Source organism: Pectobacterium carotovorum (assembly GCF_033898505.1).
Lineage (GTDB): Bacteria > Pseudomonadota > Gammaproteobacteria > Enterobacterales > Enterobacteriaceae > Pectobacterium > Pectobacterium carotovorum_J.
In genome coordinates, this window is the sequence record NZ_JAXAFK010000005.1 from 266205 (window position 1) to 281497 (window position 15293).

At 48.3% G+C, this 15293-nt stretch carries 22 protein-coding genes; 16 read left to right on the plus strand and 6 right to left on the minus strand.

Going from position 1 to position 15293, the window contains the following annotated elements; translation table 11 throughout:
• Window position 1: 1 nt before the first annotated feature.
• From rplO to R9X49_RS19660, 10 genes are all read left to right on the plus strand, one after another.
• Complete coding sequence (rplO, locus tag R9X49_RS19615) at window positions 2-436, plus strand: 50S ribosomal protein L15 (RefSeq protein WP_015841922.1); 435 nt, start codon at window positions 2-4, stop codon at window positions 434-436.
• Between the two features lie 7 nt (window positions 437-443).
• Window positions 444-1775: a preprotein translocase subunit SecY gene (gene secY, locus R9X49_RS19620; RefSeq protein ID WP_005970255.1), complete on the plus strand. Its 1332-nt coding sequence runs from the start codon at window positions 444-446 to the stop codon at window positions 1773-1775.
• A 33-nt stretch (window positions 1776-1808) separates the two neighbouring features.
• Window positions 1809-1925 carry a 50S ribosomal protein L36 gene (gene rpmJ / locus R9X49_RS19625; protein WP_002227352.1) on the plus strand — a complete coding sequence of 39 codons (117 nt, stop codon included), beginning with the start codon at window positions 1809-1811 and terminating at the stop codon, window positions 1923-1925.
• Between the two features lie 146 nt (window positions 1926-2071).
• On the plus strand, window positions 2072-2428 hold the full coding sequence (gene rpsM / locus R9X49_RS19630) for a 30S ribosomal protein S13 (RefSeq protein ID WP_010286058.1): 357 nt from the start codon (window positions 2072-2074) through the stop codon (window positions 2426-2428).
• A 16-nt stretch (window positions 2429-2444) separates the two neighbouring features.
• Window positions 2445-2834, plus strand: coding sequence for a 30S ribosomal protein S11 (rpsK, locus tag R9X49_RS19635; protein WP_002919257.1), 390 nt, complete (start codon window positions 2445-2447; stop codon window positions 2832-2834).
• Window positions 2835-2864: 30 nt separating this feature from the next.
• Window positions 2865-3485, plus strand: a complete 621-nt coding sequence (rpsD, locus tag R9X49_RS19640) for a 30S ribosomal protein S4 (protein WP_010286047.1) — start codon at window positions 2865-2867, stop codon at window positions 3483-3485.
• Window positions 3486-3510: 25 nt separating this feature from the next.
• A complete protein-coding gene (locus R9X49_RS19645; protein WP_005970247.1) occupies window positions 3511-4500 on the plus strand; it encodes a DNA-directed RNA polymerase subunit alpha in 990 nt (329 codons plus the stop codon).
• 40 nt (window positions 4501-4540) lie between these two features.
• Window positions 4541-4933: a 50S ribosomal protein L17 gene (gene rplQ / locus R9X49_RS19650; protein WP_005970246.1), complete on the plus strand. Its 393-nt coding sequence runs from the start codon at window positions 4541-4543 to the stop codon at window positions 4931-4933.
• A gap of 91 nt (window positions 4934-5024) precedes the next feature.
• The gene (locus R9X49_RS19655; protein ID WP_319849988.1) at window positions 5025-5384 is read left to right on the plus strand and encodes a DUF1992 domain-containing protein; all 360 of its coding nucleotides are present in this window, start codon (window positions 5025-5027) and stop codon (window positions 5382-5384) included.
• Window positions 5385-5497: 113 nt separating this feature from the next.
• The gene (locus tag R9X49_RS19660; RefSeq protein WP_271874879.1) at window positions 5498-5710 is read left to right on the plus strand and encodes an alternative ribosome-rescue factor A; all 213 of its coding nucleotides are present in this window, start codon (window positions 5498-5500) and stop codon (window positions 5708-5710) included.
• Between the two features lie 30 nt (window positions 5711-5740).
• Here the strand turns inward: R9X49_RS19660 and mscL are convergent, their stop codons facing one another.
• The 5 genes from mscL to def all read right to left on the minus strand — a co-directional run bounded on the left by mscL (window position 5741) and on the right by def (window position 10517).
• Window positions 5741-6154: a large-conductance mechanosensitive channel protein MscL gene (gene mscL / locus R9X49_RS19665; RefSeq protein ID WP_319849989.1), complete on the minus strand. Its 414-nt coding sequence runs from the start codon at window positions 6152-6154 to the stop codon at window positions 5741-5743.
• Window positions 6155-6244: 90 nt separating this feature from the next.
• On the minus strand, window positions 6245-7621 hold the full coding sequence (trkA, locus tag R9X49_RS19670) for a Trk system potassium transporter TrkA (RefSeq protein ID WP_039308887.1): 1377 nt from the start codon (window positions 7619-7621) through the stop codon (window positions 6245-6247).
• A 56-nt stretch (window positions 7622-7677) separates the two neighbouring features.
• Entirely contained in the window at window positions 7678-8967 is a 1290-nt protein-coding gene (gene rsmB, locus R9X49_RS19675) for a 16S rRNA (cytosine(967)-C(5))-methyltransferase RsmB (RefSeq protein ID WP_319849990.1), read from the minus strand.
• A 66-nt stretch (window positions 8968-9033) separates the two neighbouring features.
• Window positions 9034-9981, minus strand: a complete 948-nt coding sequence (fmt, locus tag R9X49_RS19680; RefSeq protein ID WP_319849991.1) for a methionyl-tRNA formyltransferase — start codon at window positions 9979-9981, stop codon at window positions 9034-9036.
• 23 nt (window positions 9982-10004) lie between these two features.
• The gene (gene def / locus R9X49_RS19685; protein WP_225085981.1) at window positions 10005-10517 is read right to left on the minus strand and encodes a peptide deformylase; all 513 of its coding nucleotides are present in this window, start codon (window positions 10515-10517) and stop codon (window positions 10005-10007) included.
• Window positions 10518-10645: 128 nt separating this feature from the next.
• Between def and dprA the strand changes: the two genes are divergently transcribed.
• The 6 genes from dprA to R9X49_RS19715 are packed head-to-tail and all read left to right on the plus strand — an operon-like array spanning window position 10646 to window position 14453.
• The gene (dprA, locus tag R9X49_RS19690; protein ID WP_319849992.1) at window positions 10646-11767 is read left to right on the plus strand and encodes a DNA-protecting protein DprA; all 1122 of its coding nucleotides are present in this window, start codon (window positions 10646-10648) and stop codon (window positions 11765-11767) included.
• Entirely contained in the window at window positions 11739-12212 is a 474-nt protein-coding gene (gene smg / locus R9X49_RS19695; RefSeq protein WP_271874873.1) for a DUF494 family protein Smg, read from the plus strand. Before dprA ends, smg begins: the two co-directional genes overlap by 29 nt.
• A 20-nt stretch (window positions 12213-12232) precedes the next feature.
• Window positions 12233-12790, plus strand: a complete 558-nt coding sequence (locus R9X49_RS19700) for a topoisomerase DNA-binding C4 zinc finger domain-containing protein (protein WP_319849993.1) — start codon at window positions 12233-12235, stop codon at window positions 12788-12790.
• Entirely contained in the window at window positions 12783-13352 is a 570-nt protein-coding gene (tsaC, locus tag R9X49_RS19705) for an L-threonylcarbamoyladenylate synthase type 1 TsaC (protein ID WP_319849994.1), read from the plus strand. Before R9X49_RS19700 ends, tsaC begins: the two co-directional genes overlap by 8 nt.
• A 19-nt stretch (window positions 13353-13371) precedes the next feature.
• Entirely contained in the window at window positions 13372-14199 is an 828-nt protein-coding gene (gene aroE, locus R9X49_RS19710; protein WP_319849995.1) for a shikimate dehydrogenase, read from the plus strand.
• Entirely contained in the window at window positions 14196-14453 is a 258-nt protein-coding gene (locus tag R9X49_RS19715) for a DUF1488 domain-containing protein (RefSeq protein WP_319849996.1), read from the plus strand. The genes aroE and R9X49_RS19715 overlap by 4 nt, the downstream gene beginning before the upstream one ends.
• Here the strand turns inward: R9X49_RS19715 and R9X49_RS19720 are convergent.
• The gene (locus R9X49_RS19720) at window positions 14438-14986 is read right to left on the minus strand and encodes a gamma carbonic anhydrase family protein (protein ID WP_319849997.1); all 549 of its coding nucleotides are present in this window, start codon (window positions 14984-14986) and stop codon (window positions 14438-14440) included. The genes R9X49_RS19715 and R9X49_RS19720 overlap by 16 nt on opposite strands.
• Window positions 14987-15293: the final 307 nt, after the last annotated feature.

The window sequence follows — 15293 nt, forward strand, 5'->3', positions numbered from 1 at the left end:
GATGCGTTTAAATACTCTGTCTCCGGCCGAAGGTGCTAAACACGCACCGAAGCGTTTAGGTCGTGGTATCGGTTCTGGCCTGGGCAAAACTGGCGGTCGTGGTCACAAAGGTCAGAAATCTCGTTCTGGCGGTGGCGTACGTCGTGGTTTTGAAGGTGGTCAGATGCCTTTATACCGTCGTCTGCCGAAATTCGGTTTTACTTCTCGTAAAGCGATGATCACATCAGAAGTTCGTCTGTCTGATCTTGCTAAAGTAGAAGGCGACGTAGTTGACCTGAATACGCTGAAAGCCGCTAATGTTATTGGCATTCAGATTGAATTCGCGAAAGTGATTCTGTCTGGTGAAGTTGCTCGTCCGGTAACGATTCGTGGTCTGCGTGTCACTAAAGGTGCTCGTGCTGCTATCGAAGCTGCTGGCGGTAAAATTGAGGAATAAGTAGCAGATGGCCAAACAACCAGGATTAGATTTTCAGAGTGCTAAAGGCGGAGTTGGTGAACTGAAGCGCAGACTTTTGTTTGTTATCGGTGCGCTAATTGTTTTCCGTATTGGCTCTTTTATTCCGATTCCTGGTATTGATGCCACTGTGCTTGCCAAATTGCTTGAACAGCAGCGAGGCACCATCATTGAAATGTTTAACATGTTCTCTGGTGGTGCTCTCAGCCGTGCTTCTATCTTTGCTCTGGGTATTATGCCGTATATTTCGGCGTCGATTATTATCCAATTGCTGACGGTGGTTCATCCTGCGTTGGCTGAAATAAAGAAAGAAGGGGAAGCTGGCCGTCGTAAGATAAGCCAGTATACCCGCTACGGTACCTTGGTATTGGCTATATTCCAGTCGATCGGTATTGCTACTGGTCTGCCGAATATGCCTGGAATGCAAGACTTGGTGATAAATCCGGGTTTTGCTTTCTACTTTACCGCTGTTGTGAGCCTGGTTACTGGGACAATGTTCCTGATGTGGCTGGGAGAACAGATTACTGAGCGTGGTATCGGTAACGGTATCTCGATCATAATCTTCGCTGGTATTGTTGCGGGTCTACCGCCGGCCATTGGCCATACCATCGAGCAAGCTCGGCAAGGCGACCTGCACTTCCTCCTGTTGCTGTTGGTTGCAGTTTTAGTGTTTGCAGTAACCTTCTTCGTTGTTTTCATTGAGCGTGGTCAACGTCGTATCGTCGTTAATTATGCAAAACGTCAACAAGGTCGTCGTGTTTATGCAGCACAGAGTACGCATTTACCGCTGAAGGTGAATATGGCTGGGGTTATTCCCGCAATCTTCGCTTCCAGTATTATTCTGTTCCCTGCCACGATTGCATCCTGGTTTGGGGGCGGTACCGGTTGGAACTGGCTGACAACTATTTCGCTGTATTTGCAGCCCGGACAACCGCTTTATGTGTTACTCTATGCGTCTGCAATCATCTTCTTCTGTTTCTTCTACACTGCGTTGGTTTTCAACCCGCGTGAAACAGCAGATAACCTGAAGAAGTCCGGTGCATTCGTGCCAGGAATTCGTCCGGGAGAGCAAACGGCGAAATATATCGATAAAGTGATGACTCGCCTGACTCTGATTGGTGCGATGTATATTACTTTTATCTGCCTGATCCCGGAGTTTATGCGTGACGCAATGAAAGTACCTTTCTATTTCGGGGGTACATCTTTATTGATCGTTGTTGTCGTCATCATGGACTTTATGGCTCAAGTGCAAACTCTGATGATGTCGAGTCAATATGAGTCTGCATTGAAGAAAGCAAACCTGAAAGGCTATAACCGTTAATTAGGTGAGCTTGAGAAGTTACGGAGAGTAAAAATGAAAGTTCGTGCTTCCGTCAAGAAATTATGTCGTAACTGTAAGATTGTTAAGCGTAACGGTGTCGTTCGTGTGATCTGCAGTGCCGAACCGAAGCATAAACAGCGTCAAGGCTGATTATCTCGCATATTTTTCTTGCAAAGTTGGATTGAGCTGGCTAGATTAGCCAGCCAATCTTTTGTATGTAACTGCAACATTATTTGAGTATCCTGAAAACGGGCTTTTCAGAATGGTGTTGCTGTATAAAATTGTAGGAGTGCATAGTGGCCCGTATAGCAGGCATTAACATTCCTGATCATAAACATACCGTTATTGCGTTAACGTCGATTTTCGGTATCGGTAAAACCCGTTCGCAGGCTATTTGTGCTGCAACAGGTATTGCCGAAGATGTTAAGATCAGTGAGCTGTCTGAAGAGCAAATCGATAAGCTGCGTGACGAAGTTGCCAAGTTTGTTGTAGAAGGTGATCTGCGTCGTGAAGTTACCCTGAGCATCAAGCGTCTTATGGACCTTGGTACTTATCGTGGTTTGCGTCATCGTCGTGGTCTGCCGGTTCGCGGTCAGCGTACCAAGACTAACGCCCGTACCCGTAAGGGTCCGCGCAAACCGATCAAGAAATAATCGGGGTGATTGAATAATGGCAAAGGCACCTATTCGTGCACGTAAGCGTGTAAGAAAGCAAGTCTCTGACGGTGTGGCTCATATCCATGCTTCTTTCAACAACACCATCGTAACCATTACTGATCGTCAGGGTAATGCGCTGGGTTGGGCAACTGCCGGTGGTTCCGGCTTCCGTGGTTCTCGTAAATCTACGCCGTTCGCTGCTCAGGTAGCCGCAGAACGTTGCGCAGAGGCCGTGAAAGAGTACGGTATTAAGAACCTGGAAGTTATGGTTAAAGGACCTGGTCCGGGCCGTGAGTCTACTATCCGCGCATTGAACGCGGCTGGTTTCCGCATCACTAATATTACTGATGTGACTCCGATCCCTCATAACGGTTGTCGTCCGCCGAAAAAGCGCCGCGTATAACGCCGCTTTTAGGATTGTTGGAGAAAGAAAATGGCAAGATATTTGGGTCCTAAGCTCAAGCTGAGCCGTCGTGAAGGCACCGACCTGTTCCTGAAGTCTGGTGTTCGTGCGATCGATTCCAAGTGTAAAATTGAACAAGCTCCTGGCCAGCACGGTGCGCGTAAACCGCGTCTGTCTGACTATGGTGTACAGTTGCGTGAAAAGCAAAAAGTTCGCCGTATCTACGGTGTTCTGGAGCGTCAGTTCCGTAACTATTATAAAGAAGCTGCACGTCTGAAAGGCAACACAGGTGCAAACCTGCTGCAACTGCTGGAAGGTCGTCTGGATAACGTTGTTTATCGTATGGGTTTTGGTGCCACTCGTGCTGAAGCACGTCAGATGGTAAGCCACAAAGCTATCATGGTAAACGGTCGCGTTGTTAGCATCGCTTCTTATCAGGTATCCCCGAATGACGTAGTCAGCATCCGTGAGAAAGCGAAAAAGCAATCTCGCGTGAAAGCCGCTCTGGAGCTGGCTGAACAGCGTGAAAAGCCAACTTGGCTGGAAGTTGATGCTGCCAAGATGGAAGGTGTGTTCAAACGTATTCCTGAACGTACCGATCTGTCTGCGGACATTAATGAACACCTGATCGTCGAGCTTTACTCCAAGTAAAGCTTAGTACCAAAGAGAGGACACAATGCAGGGTTCTGTGACAGAGTTTCTAAAACCGCGCCTGGTTGATATCGAGCAAGTGAGTTCGACGCACGCCAAGGTGACCCTTGAGCCATTAGAGCGGGGCTTCGGCCATACTCTTGGCAACGCACTGCGCCGTATTCTGCTTTCATCCATGCCAGGTTGCGCGGTGACCGAGGTTGAGATTGATGGTGTACTGCATGAGTACAGCACCAAAGAAGGCGTACAGGAAGATATCCTGGAAATCCTGCTCAACCTGAAAGGGCTGGCGGTGAGAGTTCAAGGCAAAGATGAAGTTATTCTTACCCTGAATAAATCTGGCATTGGCCCTGTGACTGCAGCCGACATCATCCATGATGGTGATGTCGAAATCGTCAAGCCGCAGCACTTAATTTGCCATCTGACCGATGAGAACGCATCTATTAGCATGCGTATCAAAGTTCAACGTGGTCGTGGTTATGTGCCGGCATCTGCCCGTATTCATACGGAAGAAGATGAGCGCCCGATTGGTCGTCTGTTAGTTGATGCTTGCTACAGCCCTGTAGAGCGTATTGCCTACAATGTTGAAGCGGCTCGTGTAGAACAGCGTACTGACTTGGACAAGCTAGTCATCGAAATGGAAACCAATGGCACGATCGATCCTGAAGAGGCGATCCGCCGTGCGGCTACCATTCTGGCTGAACAACTTGAAGCTTTTGTTGACTTACGTGATGTTCGTCAGCCAGAAGTTAAAGAAGAGAAACCAGAATTCGATCCGATCCTGCTGCGCCCTGTTGACGATCTGGAATTGACTGTCCGCTCTGCTAACTGCCTTAAGGCAGAAGCTATCCACTACATCGGTGATCTGGTACAGCGTACCGAGGTTGAGCTGCTCAAAACGCCTAACCTGGGTAAAAAATCTCTTACTGAGATTAAAGACGTACTGGCTTCTCGTGGTCTGTCTCTGGGCATGCGCCTGGAAAACTGGCCACCGGCAAGCATTGCTGATGAGTAACCAGATCACAGGTTAAGGTTTTACTGAGAAGGATAAGGTCATGCGCCATCGTAAGAGTGGTCGTCAACTGAACCGTAACAGCAGCCATCGTCAGGCTATGTTCCGTAACATGGCTAGTTCTTTGGTTCGTCATGAAATCATCAAGACGACCCTGCCGAAAGCGAAAGAGCTGCGTCGCGTTGTTGAACCGCTGATTACTCTTGCCAAGACCGACAGCGTTGCTAATCGTCGTCTGGCATTCGCCCGTACTCGTGATAACGAGATCGTGGCAAAACTGTTTAATGAACTGGGCCCGCGTTTCGCGAGCCGTGCCGGTGGTTACACTCGTATTCTGAAGTGTGGCTTCCGTGCTGGTGACAATGCGCCGATGGCATACATCGAGCTCGTTGATCGCTCAGTCTCTCAGACAGAAGAAGTTGCTACTGCAGAGTAATCTGTAAGAGCATAAAAAAACCGGGGAAACCCGGTTTTTTTACATCTGAAATAAACTAAGCTCCATTAATGAAAACAGGTGAGAGATTGCCATGTGGTTGATTGATGAGTTAGTTGAAAAACATATCCGCAAGGCTCAGGAAGACGGTGTTTTTGACAATCTTTCAGGTTCCGGCAGCCCTTTGATTCTTGATGATGATAGTGGCATACCACAGGAACTAAGAACCGCCTATCGGCTACTCAAGAATGCTGGCTATTTACCTGTAGAACTTCAAGAAAGGAAAGACGCTTTACAACTAACCGACTTTCTTGAAACGATATCCCGTGATTCGCCTGAATACGAAAAAGCTTCTCGACGCTTGCGTATGTTGGAAATGAGCTTGCAGCAGAAAGGGATCAATACTGATTTTCTACATCAGGAATACAAAACACAGCTCAATGAAAAGTTCTAGCTGCCAGAAGAATTCTCCAGATTGCTATTCTCATCTTTCCATTTCGGCTATATACTCCGCCTGATTTATTGATACATATACAGCTTATTAACCCAACTTTCTTAGGAGTGATGATGACCACATATCGTCATAAGCGTGGGAAAATTCAGGACAACGCCATTGAGGCACTGTTACATGACCCACTGTTTCGCCAACGTATTGAAGTGAATGAAAAAGGTAAAGGAAGTTATCGTAGAAAAGAAAAACATGTGAAGAAAGGTAGTTGGGAGGCCAGTGGTAAGCAATCAAGCGATTATTTACCTCTGGCCTTTCTGCTTTTTGTGTAGCGAAAGTAAGAATTAATAAAAACTCAGTTCTTATTGTTTAGGCTGTTGTTCTTTCAATAAGTCGCGAATTTCAGCTAACAGCTTCTCTTCAGCACTAGGCTTCGGCGGTGCGGCAGGTGCATCTTCCTGCTTGCGGCGTAGCTTGTTCATGAGTTTGATTGCCATAAAGATCGCGAAAGCGACGATGACAAAGTCGAAAATATTTTGAATGAAAGCGCCATAGTTCATGACAACGGCGGGAATTTCGCCTTGGGCATCACGAAGAATTAGGCTGAATTGTTTAAAATCGACCCCGCCAATCAAAAGCCCAAGTGGCGGCATAATAATATCTGATACCAGCGAAGAGACAATTTTGCCGAAAGCAGCACCAATAATGACACCCACCGCCAAATCGACAACGTTGCCACGCATGGCAAACTCTCTGAATTCTTTGATGATGCTCATATCCATTCTCCTTGCCAAAAATATAAAGTAATTCTAACCAATAGCAGCATCTTTGCCAGATTATTCATTCGCGATGAATCTGTTCCTACATTACAAAAAGAAGGGGCTTGGTTGAAATAGTCGTTCAACATCAGGTACAAATTTTTTGTCAGCTAGGAACATGATGACATGATCGCCTTGCTCGATTTTGCTATTTGCATTGGCAATGATGACGTCATCACCGCGAACAATTGCGCCGATAGTGGTACCAGGTGGAAGCTTAATATCTTCGATCATTCTTCCGACAACTTTCGATGTGCCTTCATCACCGTGGGCGATGGCCTCGATTGCTTCGGCCACACCACGGCGCAAGGAGGATACGCTAACGATATCTGCCTTACGGACATGGCTGAGTAGCGCAGAAATTGTTGCCTGCTGTGGGGAGATAGCGACATCAATGACGCTACCCTGGACCAAATCGACATAAGCTCGACGTTGGATGAGCACCATTACTTTTTTCGCACCCATACGTTTGGCCAGCATCGCTGACATAATATTCGCTTCGTCATCATTGGTAATGGCGATGAATACATCAATCTGCTCAATATGTTCTTCGGCAAGGAGTTCCTGGTCTGAAGCATCGCCATGGAATACCACCGTATTTTGCAGAAGCTCAGCCAGCTCTGCTGCACGATCTGCATTTCGTTCTATCAACTTGATGCTGTAGTCTTTTTCTAACCGCTGGGCTAATCCTGCACCGACGTTACCTCCGCCAACGATCATGATCCTTTTATACGGTTTCTCAAGGCGCTGCAATTCGCTCATCACGGCGCGAATATGTTGGGAGGCAGCAACAAAAAACACTTCGTCGCCGGCTTCGATGATAGTGGAACCCTGTGGGCGAATTGGACGATCGTGACGGAAAATAGCCGCAACACGGGTATCTACATGGGGAATGTGTTCACGGAGAGAGGTGAGGGCATTACCAACCAATGGGCCACCATAATAGGCATTAACCGCAGCAAGACTCACTTTGCCTTCAGCAAAGTTGACGACCTGAAGCGCTCCAGGATATTCGATCAGTTTGTAGATGTTATCGATCACCAACTGTTCTGGGGAGATCAGATGATCGATGGGAACCGCTTCGGGTAAAAACAGCTGTTCTGATTCACGGATATATTCGGCAGCACGAATGCGCGCGATCCGGTTTGGTGTTTTGAAAAGAGAATAAGCGATCTGGCAGGCTACCATATTCGTTTCATCTGAATTGGTAACGGCGACCAGCATATCCGCATCTTCCGCTCCTGCTTCACGTAGCACTCGCGGATGAGAGGCATAGCCAGTAACGACACGCAGATCAAACTTATCCTGAAGCTGGCGTAACCGGTTTGCATCAGTATCAACGACAGTGATGTCATTGTTTTCACCTGCTAGATTTTCTGCCAGTGTTCCACCGACCTGACCCGCGCCAAGGATGATAATTTTCATAATAAGCCATGCCGTTTATTGATTGCTGCCTGTTGCAGACAATACTGGGTTCAATATCAGTTTTTTACCAGCTTCGCATAAAAGAAACCATCGCCACCATCAGCATGAGGGAACATCTGTATGCCTGGCATTTCGCTTGTTCCTGTATCAACCAGTTTTGCATCGGCATGACGAGTCAGGAAATCCGTAACTTGTTGGGCATTTTCTTGCGGCAGAATGGAGCAAGTGGCGTAGACCATTGTGCCGCCTGCTTTGAGATGTGGCCAAATGGCGTCAAGAATTTCTTTTTGCAGTGCAACCAACTCCTCGATATCTCTGTCCCGGCGTAGCCATTTGATATCAGGATGACGACGAATCACGCCTGTGGCGGAACAAGGAGCATCCAACAGAATACGGTCAAACATGCGCCCTTCACACCACGAATCAGGGTAACGCCCATCACCTTGTTTCACTTCTGCATGTGTTTGTAATCGCAGTAAATTTTCTTTTACCCGACTTAAACGCGTCTCGTCAATATCGACAGCGAGCACGTGAGATTTGGGTGCAGCTTCTAAAATGTGCGTTGTTTTTCCACCGGGTGCAGCGCAGAGGTCGAGGATCTGCTCGCCATTTTGTGGAGCGAGCCAATAGACGCAGCCTTGAGCAGAAGCATCCTGCACCGTTGCCCATCCTTGTGAAAATCCCGGTAATTGATCGACGGCGCAGGGAGAAGCTAGCCGTATCGCATCGGAGTATTCAGTATGAGGAAATGCTTCGATTCCCTCTTGCGCCAGTAAATTTAAGTACGCTTCCCGCGTATGGTGTAACCGATTCACGCGTAGCCACATCGGAGGACGTTGATTATTTGCCTCAACGATGCTTTGCCAGTGATTTGGATAGGCATGCTCAATACGTGCCAGCAGCCAGCTTGGATGCAGGTAGTGAGATGAGTGAGTTGCCTCACGCTGAATGAGTTCTTCTTGTTGGCGCTGGAATTGGCGCAATACGCCATTAATCAGCCCCTTGAGCTGTGGTCGTTTTAGTGCCACAGCACCTTCTACCGTTTCTGCCAGAGCCGCATGTGGCGGGATTCGAGTGTAGTGCAGTTGGTAGATGCCAACCATGATGAGGTAATGCAGCGTGCGTTGTTTGCCCGTCAGGGGCTTTGACATCAGTTGTTGAATACACCATTCCAACTGCGGTAAAACGCGTAATACGCCAAAGCAAAGCTCTTGCAAAAGTGCGCGATCTTTATCGGAGACTTCACGCTGGTGAATGGGTAATAAGGCACTGAGCGACTGTCCCTGATCCAGAACCTGCCCCACCACTTTTGCGGCAATACTGCGTAGATTGTATGAGCTTTTCATGTGTTAGCGATGACGTATACGTAAAAAGAGAGGATATACCGGCATGACGCCGGTATGAAAAATAGATTAGTCCAGTGTATTACCGGGAACGAACCACTCACGACGTGAGTTAAGCAGATCCTGTGCACTCATTACTTTTTTGCCTGCAGGCTGCAATTCCTGAATATTCAAGATACCCGCAGCTGTTGCCACCTGAATACCCTGTTTATCTGCCTGAAGGATGGTTCCGGGCAATGAGCCATGTGCTGTGGTCATGACTCCCGCTTTCCAGACCTTCACCGGTTGTTCATCTACCATGAAATAACTGACTGGCCAGGGATTGAAAGCACGAATACAACGCTCAAGCTGCTCAGCAGATAACTGCCAGTTTAGGCGAGCTTCTTCTTTGCTGAGCTTTTCTGCATAGGTGGCAAGGGCGTCATTTTGTGCTTCAGCGACAGCGCTGCCATCAGCAAGTTGTTCCAGCGTTTCCAATAAGCCACGCGGTCCCAGCTCAGCAAGTTTATCGTACAACGTTGCGCTGGTATCTTGAGGCAGGATGGGGCACGAAATTTTGTGCAGCATTGCGCCCGTATCGAGTCCGACATCCATTTGCATGATCGTCACACCGGTTTCGCTATCCCCAGCCCATAGTGCACGCTGAATGGGCGCCGCACCACGCCAGAGAGGCAACAGGGAGCCGTGGACATTAATGCAGCCAAGGCGCGGCATGGATAATACGGGCTGCGGCAGAATTAAGCCGTAGGCGACAACGACCATAACATCGGCATTTAGCGCCTGAACCATCGCCTGATTCTCTGCCGGTCGCAGAGATTTAGGCTGAAAAACGGGGATGCTATGTTGCTCTGCCAGTACTTTTACCGGACTGGAGGTGAGCTTGTTGCCCCTGCCTGCTGGGCGATCGGGCTGGGTGAAAACGCCAACGACCTCATGCCCTGATGATAAAAGCGCGTCAAGGTGACGCGCTGCAAAGTCAGGGGTGCCGGCAAAGATTATGCGTAAAGAATCAGACACGGTGCTTCCTGTCAGGATGAAAATTAGCGGGCTCGGCTATTCTGCTTAGCCAGTTTTTCCAGTTTTTGACGAATGCGCTGGCGTTTAAGCGGGGAAAGGTAATCGATAAACAGTTTCCCAACCAGATGATCCATTTCATGCTGAATACAAATGGCAAGTAGTTCGCTTGCTTCAAGTTCGAACGTCTTACCTTCGCGATCCAATGCACGCACTTTTACATGCTCTGCACGAGGAACCAGCGCACGCGTTTCAGGGATCGACAGGCAACCCTCTTCGATACCCGTATCGCCGCTCTTCTCAATCAGCTCGGGATTGATCAGCACCAGCCGTTGGTTTCGTTCTTCAGAGACGTCAATGACAATGATACGCTGATGAATATCCACCTGTGTTGCGGCCAGCCCAATACCTTCTTCTTCGTACATGGTATCGAACATATCATCCACGATACGTTGAATATCTGCATTGACTTCTTTTACGGGTTGCGCAGTGATGCGGAGCCGCTCATCTGGAAAATGTAATACCTGCAAAACTGACATATATGTTTAGATCTGTATCTGAATAGTGAGAGAGTCTTAGCGCTCATTCTAGACATTTCCTGCCCCGATTGACAGCATCAGCACCGAATTGCACCACTTATCTGAACATAGCGGAATAAGGGACGCTGATGCTATCAACGGAAATTTGGCTACGTATGACGGGCGTAAGGCACCTGGGCACCTTACGCGCTCGGGCTATTGTCAGAAAACTTATTGATTTAAATGTGTTCGATCACGAGAGCCTGCGCACGTTAGGCCTGTCTGATGATCAAATCACACAATTCTATTCCTACGATCGTAAGATCCTGGAAGAAACACTCAATTGGTCGTCTTATCCCAATCATCATATCGTGACGTGCGAAGATGCCCTGTATCCTTTTCTGCTGAACAACATTCGTGATTTTCCACTGTTGCTTTTTGTGTCTGGCTCTCCTGAGTTATTGGTATCGCCACAAATATCGATTATTGGTAGCCGAGGCAGCAGTGCTTACGGCGAGCGCTGGGGAGGCTTTTTTGCTCAAGAACTTGCCGCAAATGACCTCACAGTGACAAGTGGGTTAGCAATTGGCATTGATGGTATTGCTCATCGTGCTGCTTTGGATGCAGGAGGGAGAACCATTGCCGTGTTGGGAAGCGGACTGGAGAATATTTATCCCAAGCGGCACGCTAAGCTTGCCGAACGTATTTGTAGCGCTGGTGGTGCATTGGTCTCCGAATTTCCCCTCGCGATGCCGCCTTTCCCAACCAACTTTCCCAGAAGAAATCGCATCATTAGCGGATTAGGGTTGGGTGTTCTGGTCATTGAAGCGTCTATCCGTAGCGGGTCGCTAGTCACGGCGCGTTATGCTTTAGAACAAGGGCGGGAGGTTTTCGCTCTGCCAGGGCCTATCGGTAACCCTATGACTGAAGGAACGCACTGGTTAATCCAGCAAGGAGCCAGCCTGGTTACACATCCGAAGGATATTCTTGAGCAGTTGGTGAGTGAACTACAGTGGCTGCCAATGGAAAGCGGGCAAACTATTTCTAACGAAGAAGAGGATGGCGAATTGCCATTTGCCGACGTGTTGGCTAACGTAGGAGATGAGGTTACACCTGTTGACGTTGTCGCTGAACGTGCCGGCCAACCTGTGCCAGAGATAGTCACCAAGCTATTAGAGCTGGAGTTAGCAGGATGGATCGCAGCAGTACCCGGCGGCTATGTCCGATTAAGGAGGGCAGGCCATGTTCGACGTACTCATGTACTTGTTTGAGAGCTACATCCACAATGAAACTGAAATGCGTGTCGATCAGGATACGTTAACTGATGACCTCACCCGCGCTGGATTCGATCGTAACGATATCTATAGCGCGTTGAGTTGGCTGGAAAAATTGGCCGATATTCAGGAAGGGCAGACAGCACCGCTTTATTTGGCGAACGATCCGCTGGCTATGCGGATCTATACGCAGGATGAGGAGATGCGTCTTGATGCGGAATGTCGTGGCTTTTTATTGTTCCTTGAACAAATCCAGGTTCTGAATCTTGAAACGCGGGAGATGGTCATCGAACGCGTCATGGCGTTGGAAACGCAGGAGTTCGATCTGGAAGATCTGAAGTGGGTCATCCTCATGGTGCTTTTCAATGTGCCTGGCTGTGAGAATGCCTATCAGCAAATGGAAGAATTACTCTTTGAGGTCAATGACGGTTATGTGCAATAGCCAGAGGGATAACATTTCGAATGGCTAAGTCCGTACTGTTTGCTGAAAAAAAACAGGAAATATGTCCAGACTGTGGGTCAGTGCTGGTTATCCGTTCTGGTCGGCACGGCCCGTTTCTCGGTTGTTCTGCGTATCCAGAATGCGAATTCATTCGCCCGCTGAAAGCGCAGGCTGATGGACATATCGTCAAAGTGTTGGATGGGCAGCAATGCCCACTTTGTCAGTCGACATTGGTATTAAGGCAAGGCCGTTATGGGATGTTCATCGGCTGTGGCAATTATCCTGAATGCCATCATACCGAGACTATCGATCGCCCTGATGAAACGGCGATTCGATGTCCACAGTGTAATGAAGGCACGTTGTTACAGCGTAAGTCTCGCTACGGTAAAGTGTTTCATTCTTGCGATCGCTATCCCGATTGTCAGTTTACGTTAAACCATAAGCCGATCGCGGGTGAATGCCCTTCTTGCCATTACGCCTTATTGTTTGAGAAAAAAACGGCACAAGGTACCAAGCTATTTTGTGCCAGTAAATTATGTGGAAAGCCGGTAGCGGCAGAAGTTGATAAGAATGAGTGATGTCTCTGATGAACTAATGATTCCCGTTTTACGGGAATTACATAACGAACAGGTTATTGCGTACCCGACTGAAGCGGTGTTTGGGTTGGGCTGCGATCCTGATAGTGAAGTGGCGGTTAATCGCCTGCTAGCGTTAAAACAGCGCCCCTGGCAAAAAGGACTGATCCTGATTGCGGCTGATTTTAGCCAACTGGCTCCTTATATTGATGACAGCGCGTTATCCGATGAGCAGAAGGCTATGATGTTTTCCACATGGCCTGGTCCGGTTACTTGGGTATTGCCCGCAAAGTGCACGACTCCGCAATGGTTAACGGGGCAATTTTCTTCGCTTGCGGTACGCGTTAGCGACCACCCGTTAGTCAAAGAACTGTGTCAGCGTTACGGCAAACCGTTGGTGTCGACCAGCGCCAATTTAAGTGGTCAACCTCCTTGCCGCACGGCTCAGGACGTTTCTCAACAGTTTGGTGATGATTTTCCTGTGCTCGTTGGGGATGTCGGCGGAAGAATGAACCCATCGGAAATCAGGGATGTATTAACAGGCGAGCTTATTCGTCAAGGGTAACGGCAAGTTGGAGGGGAACGTGTCTGAAGTAACGTTTTTTGCAGTTTTTGGCAATCCGATTGCGCATAGTAAATCACCTCGCATACATGAGCTATTTGCTGCACAGACGGGGATAACGTTGACGTATGAGCGCATTTTAGCGCCTCTGGATGATTTTGAGCGGATGCTACGCCAGTATTTTCTCGATGGTGCTGGTGGTGCGAATGTGACTGCGCCCTTTAAAGAGCGTGCCTTTGCCGAAGCCGATGAGCGTAGCGAATGCGCGGCGCTTGCTGGGGCGGTCAATACATTGAAGAGGCTGAGTGACGGTCGCCTGTTTGGTGATAATACGGATGGCATTGGTTTACTCAGCGACCTGCAACGATTGGCGCTGGTGAAGCCGTCGGATCGTGTGTTGCTGGTTGGTGCTGGTGGTGCAGCACGAGGGGTTATCCAACCCTTACTGGCTTATGGCTGTACGGTTGTGCTGACGAATAGGACGTTTTCCAAGGCTGATGAATTAGTTAAGGTCTTCAGTGGTATTGGGGACATTAAAGCTGTTGCCTTAGACGATTTACATGGCCAGTCGTTCGATCTGATCATTAACGCGACATCTTCTGGGATGTACGACAGTATTCCTAACTTACCGCCAGAACTCATTTCGCCGGAAACAGGCTGTTATGACATGTTCTATCTGCCGCAACTGACACCTTTTTTGTCATGGTGCGTACAGCATGGTGCTATCCGTTATGCAGATGGCTTGGGAATGTTGGTGGGGCAAGCGGCACATGCGTTTAAGCTTTGGCATGGCGTTATGCCTGATGTGGAACCCGTGATCGGTTTACTAAAGCAGGATCTTGCAAAGTGAATCAGGCGATCCAGTTCCCAGATCGTGAAAGTTGGGATGATAAGGTAATGGCGATTCGTTTTCCCGTTTTAGTGAATGGCTTTCAACAGGAATGCTTAGTGAGCGCAACACAGCTCCAGCAACGCTATGGCGGCGATAGCCCTGAACAGTGGCTGGCGCTGTTCAGGGAATATCGATGGGATCTTGAAGATGAATTGGAAAAAATGATCGTTGCTGAAGAATGGGATGATGAAGATTGCTACTCGTTGTCCTGAGCAAGATATTCATCCTTCCAACGAACATAGTTGTTTGCCGAGTAAATCAACCCCTCTATTTCTTCTTGAGTCAGCGGTCGGATTTTTTTAACTGGGCTGCCGAGGTACAGATGTCCCTTCTCTAGCCGCTTTCCAGGAGGGACCAGGCTACCAGCACCGATCATGACATCATCCTCAATAACGGCGCCATCCAGGAGTATTGACCCCATTCCTACCAGAACCCGATTTCCTATTTGGCAACCATGCAACATCGCTTTATGGCCCACAGTGACATCTTCCCCAATAATAAGCGGGTTACCTTCTGGTTTTTTCTCTGAACAGTGGGTGATGTGGAGCACGGATCCATCCTGAATATTACTCCTGGCGCCGATAGCGATGTAGTTAACGTCACCGCGTATGGCGACAAGGGGCCAGATACCGACATCATCACCTAATGTTACTTTGCCAATCACCACGCTGGAATGATCGACCATGACTCTTTCCCCTAAAACGGGAGAGATACCATTATAACGACGGAATGTTTTTGCACTCATCGACAACCTCGTAGTTATTTTCCACATAATGATTATTCGTATTACAGACAAAATATCGACAGATATGAGACATCGGCAACTGAAAAGTGGTGTGGATCGAGTAAGATCTCATCGAAAGGGTCGAAAAACAGGCGAACAGAAAAAAAGATCAAGAAAGTTGTTGTGTAACGAAAACGGATCCCTATAATGCGCCTCCATCGACACGGCGCTGTGATTCACAACCGGGTCGGTAAAGAAAGAGAAAACGCTTTAAAATAAGCGTTGACTCTGAAGGTGAAAAGCGTAATATACGCCACCTCGCGAAGTG

What these genes read in the sequence shown, in the direction of transcription:
- rplO (WP_015841922.1), top strand. Translation starts at nt 2, where the DNA reads ATGCGTTTAAATACTCTGTCTCCGGCCGAAGGTGCTAAACACGCACCG.
- secY (WP_005970255.1), top strand. Translation starts at nt 444, where the DNA reads ATGGCCAAACAACCAGGATTAGATTTTCAGAGTGCTAAAGGCGGAGTT.
- rpmJ (WP_002227352.1), top strand. Translation starts at nt 1,809, where the DNA reads ATGAAAGTTCGTGCTTCCGTCAAGAAATTATGTCGTAACTGTAAGATT.
- rpsK (WP_002919257.1), top strand. Translation starts at nt 2,445, where the DNA reads ATGGCAAAGGCACCTATTCGTGCACGTAAGCGTGTAAGAAAGCAAGTC.
- rpsD (WP_010286047.1), top strand. Translation starts at nt 2,865, where the DNA reads ATGGCAAGATATTTGGGTCCTAAGCTCAAGCTGAGCCGTCGTGAAGGC.
- R9X49_RS19645 (WP_005970247.1), top strand. Translation starts at nt 3,511, where the DNA reads ATGCAGGGTTCTGTGACAGAGTTTCTAAAACCGCGCCTGGTTGATATC.
- rplQ (WP_005970246.1), top strand. Translation starts at nt 4,541, where the DNA reads ATGCGCCATCGTAAGAGTGGTCGTCAACTGAACCGTAACAGCAGCCAT.
- R9X49_RS19655 (WP_319849988.1), top strand. Translation starts at nt 5,025, where the DNA reads ATGTGGTTGATTGATGAGTTAGTTGAAAAACATATCCGCAAGGCTCAG.
- R9X49_RS19660 (WP_271874879.1), top strand. Translation starts at nt 5,498, where the DNA reads ATGACCACATATCGTCATAAGCGTGGGAAAATTCAGGACAACGCCATT.
- mscL (WP_319849989.1), bottom strand. Translation starts at nt 6,154, where the DNA reads ATGAGCATCATCAAAGAATTCAGAGAGTTTGCCATGCGTGGCAACGTT.
- trkA (WP_039308887.1), bottom strand. Translation starts at nt 7,621, where the DNA reads ATGAAAATTATCATCCTTGGCGCGGGTCAGGTCGGTGGAACACTGGCA.
- rsmB (WP_319849990.1), bottom strand. Translation starts at nt 8,967, where the DNA reads ATGAAAAGCTCATACAATCTACGCAGTATTGCCGCAAAAGTGGTGGGG.
- def (WP_225085981.1), bottom strand. Translation starts at nt 10,517, where the DNA reads ATGTCAGTTTTGCAGGTATTACATTTTCCAGATGAGCGGCTCCGCATC.
- dprA (WP_319849992.1), top strand. Translation starts at nt 10,646, where the DNA reads ATGCTATCAACGGAAATTTGGCTACGTATGACGGGCGTAAGGCACCTG.
- smg (WP_271874873.1), top strand. Translation starts at nt 11,739, where the DNA reads ATGTTCGACGTACTCATGTACTTGTTTGAGAGCTACATCCACAATGAA.
- R9X49_RS19700 (WP_319849993.1), top strand. Translation starts at nt 12,233, where the DNA reads ATGGCTAAGTCCGTACTGTTTGCTGAAAAAAAACAGGAAATATGTCCA.
- tsaC (WP_319849994.1), top strand. Translation starts at nt 12,783, where the DNA reads ATGAGTGATGTCTCTGATGAACTAATGATTCCCGTTTTACGGGAATTA.
- R9X49_RS19720 (WP_319849997.1), bottom strand. Translation starts at nt 14,986, where the DNA reads ATGAGTGCAAAAACATTCCGTCGTTATAATGGTATCTCTCCCGTTTTA.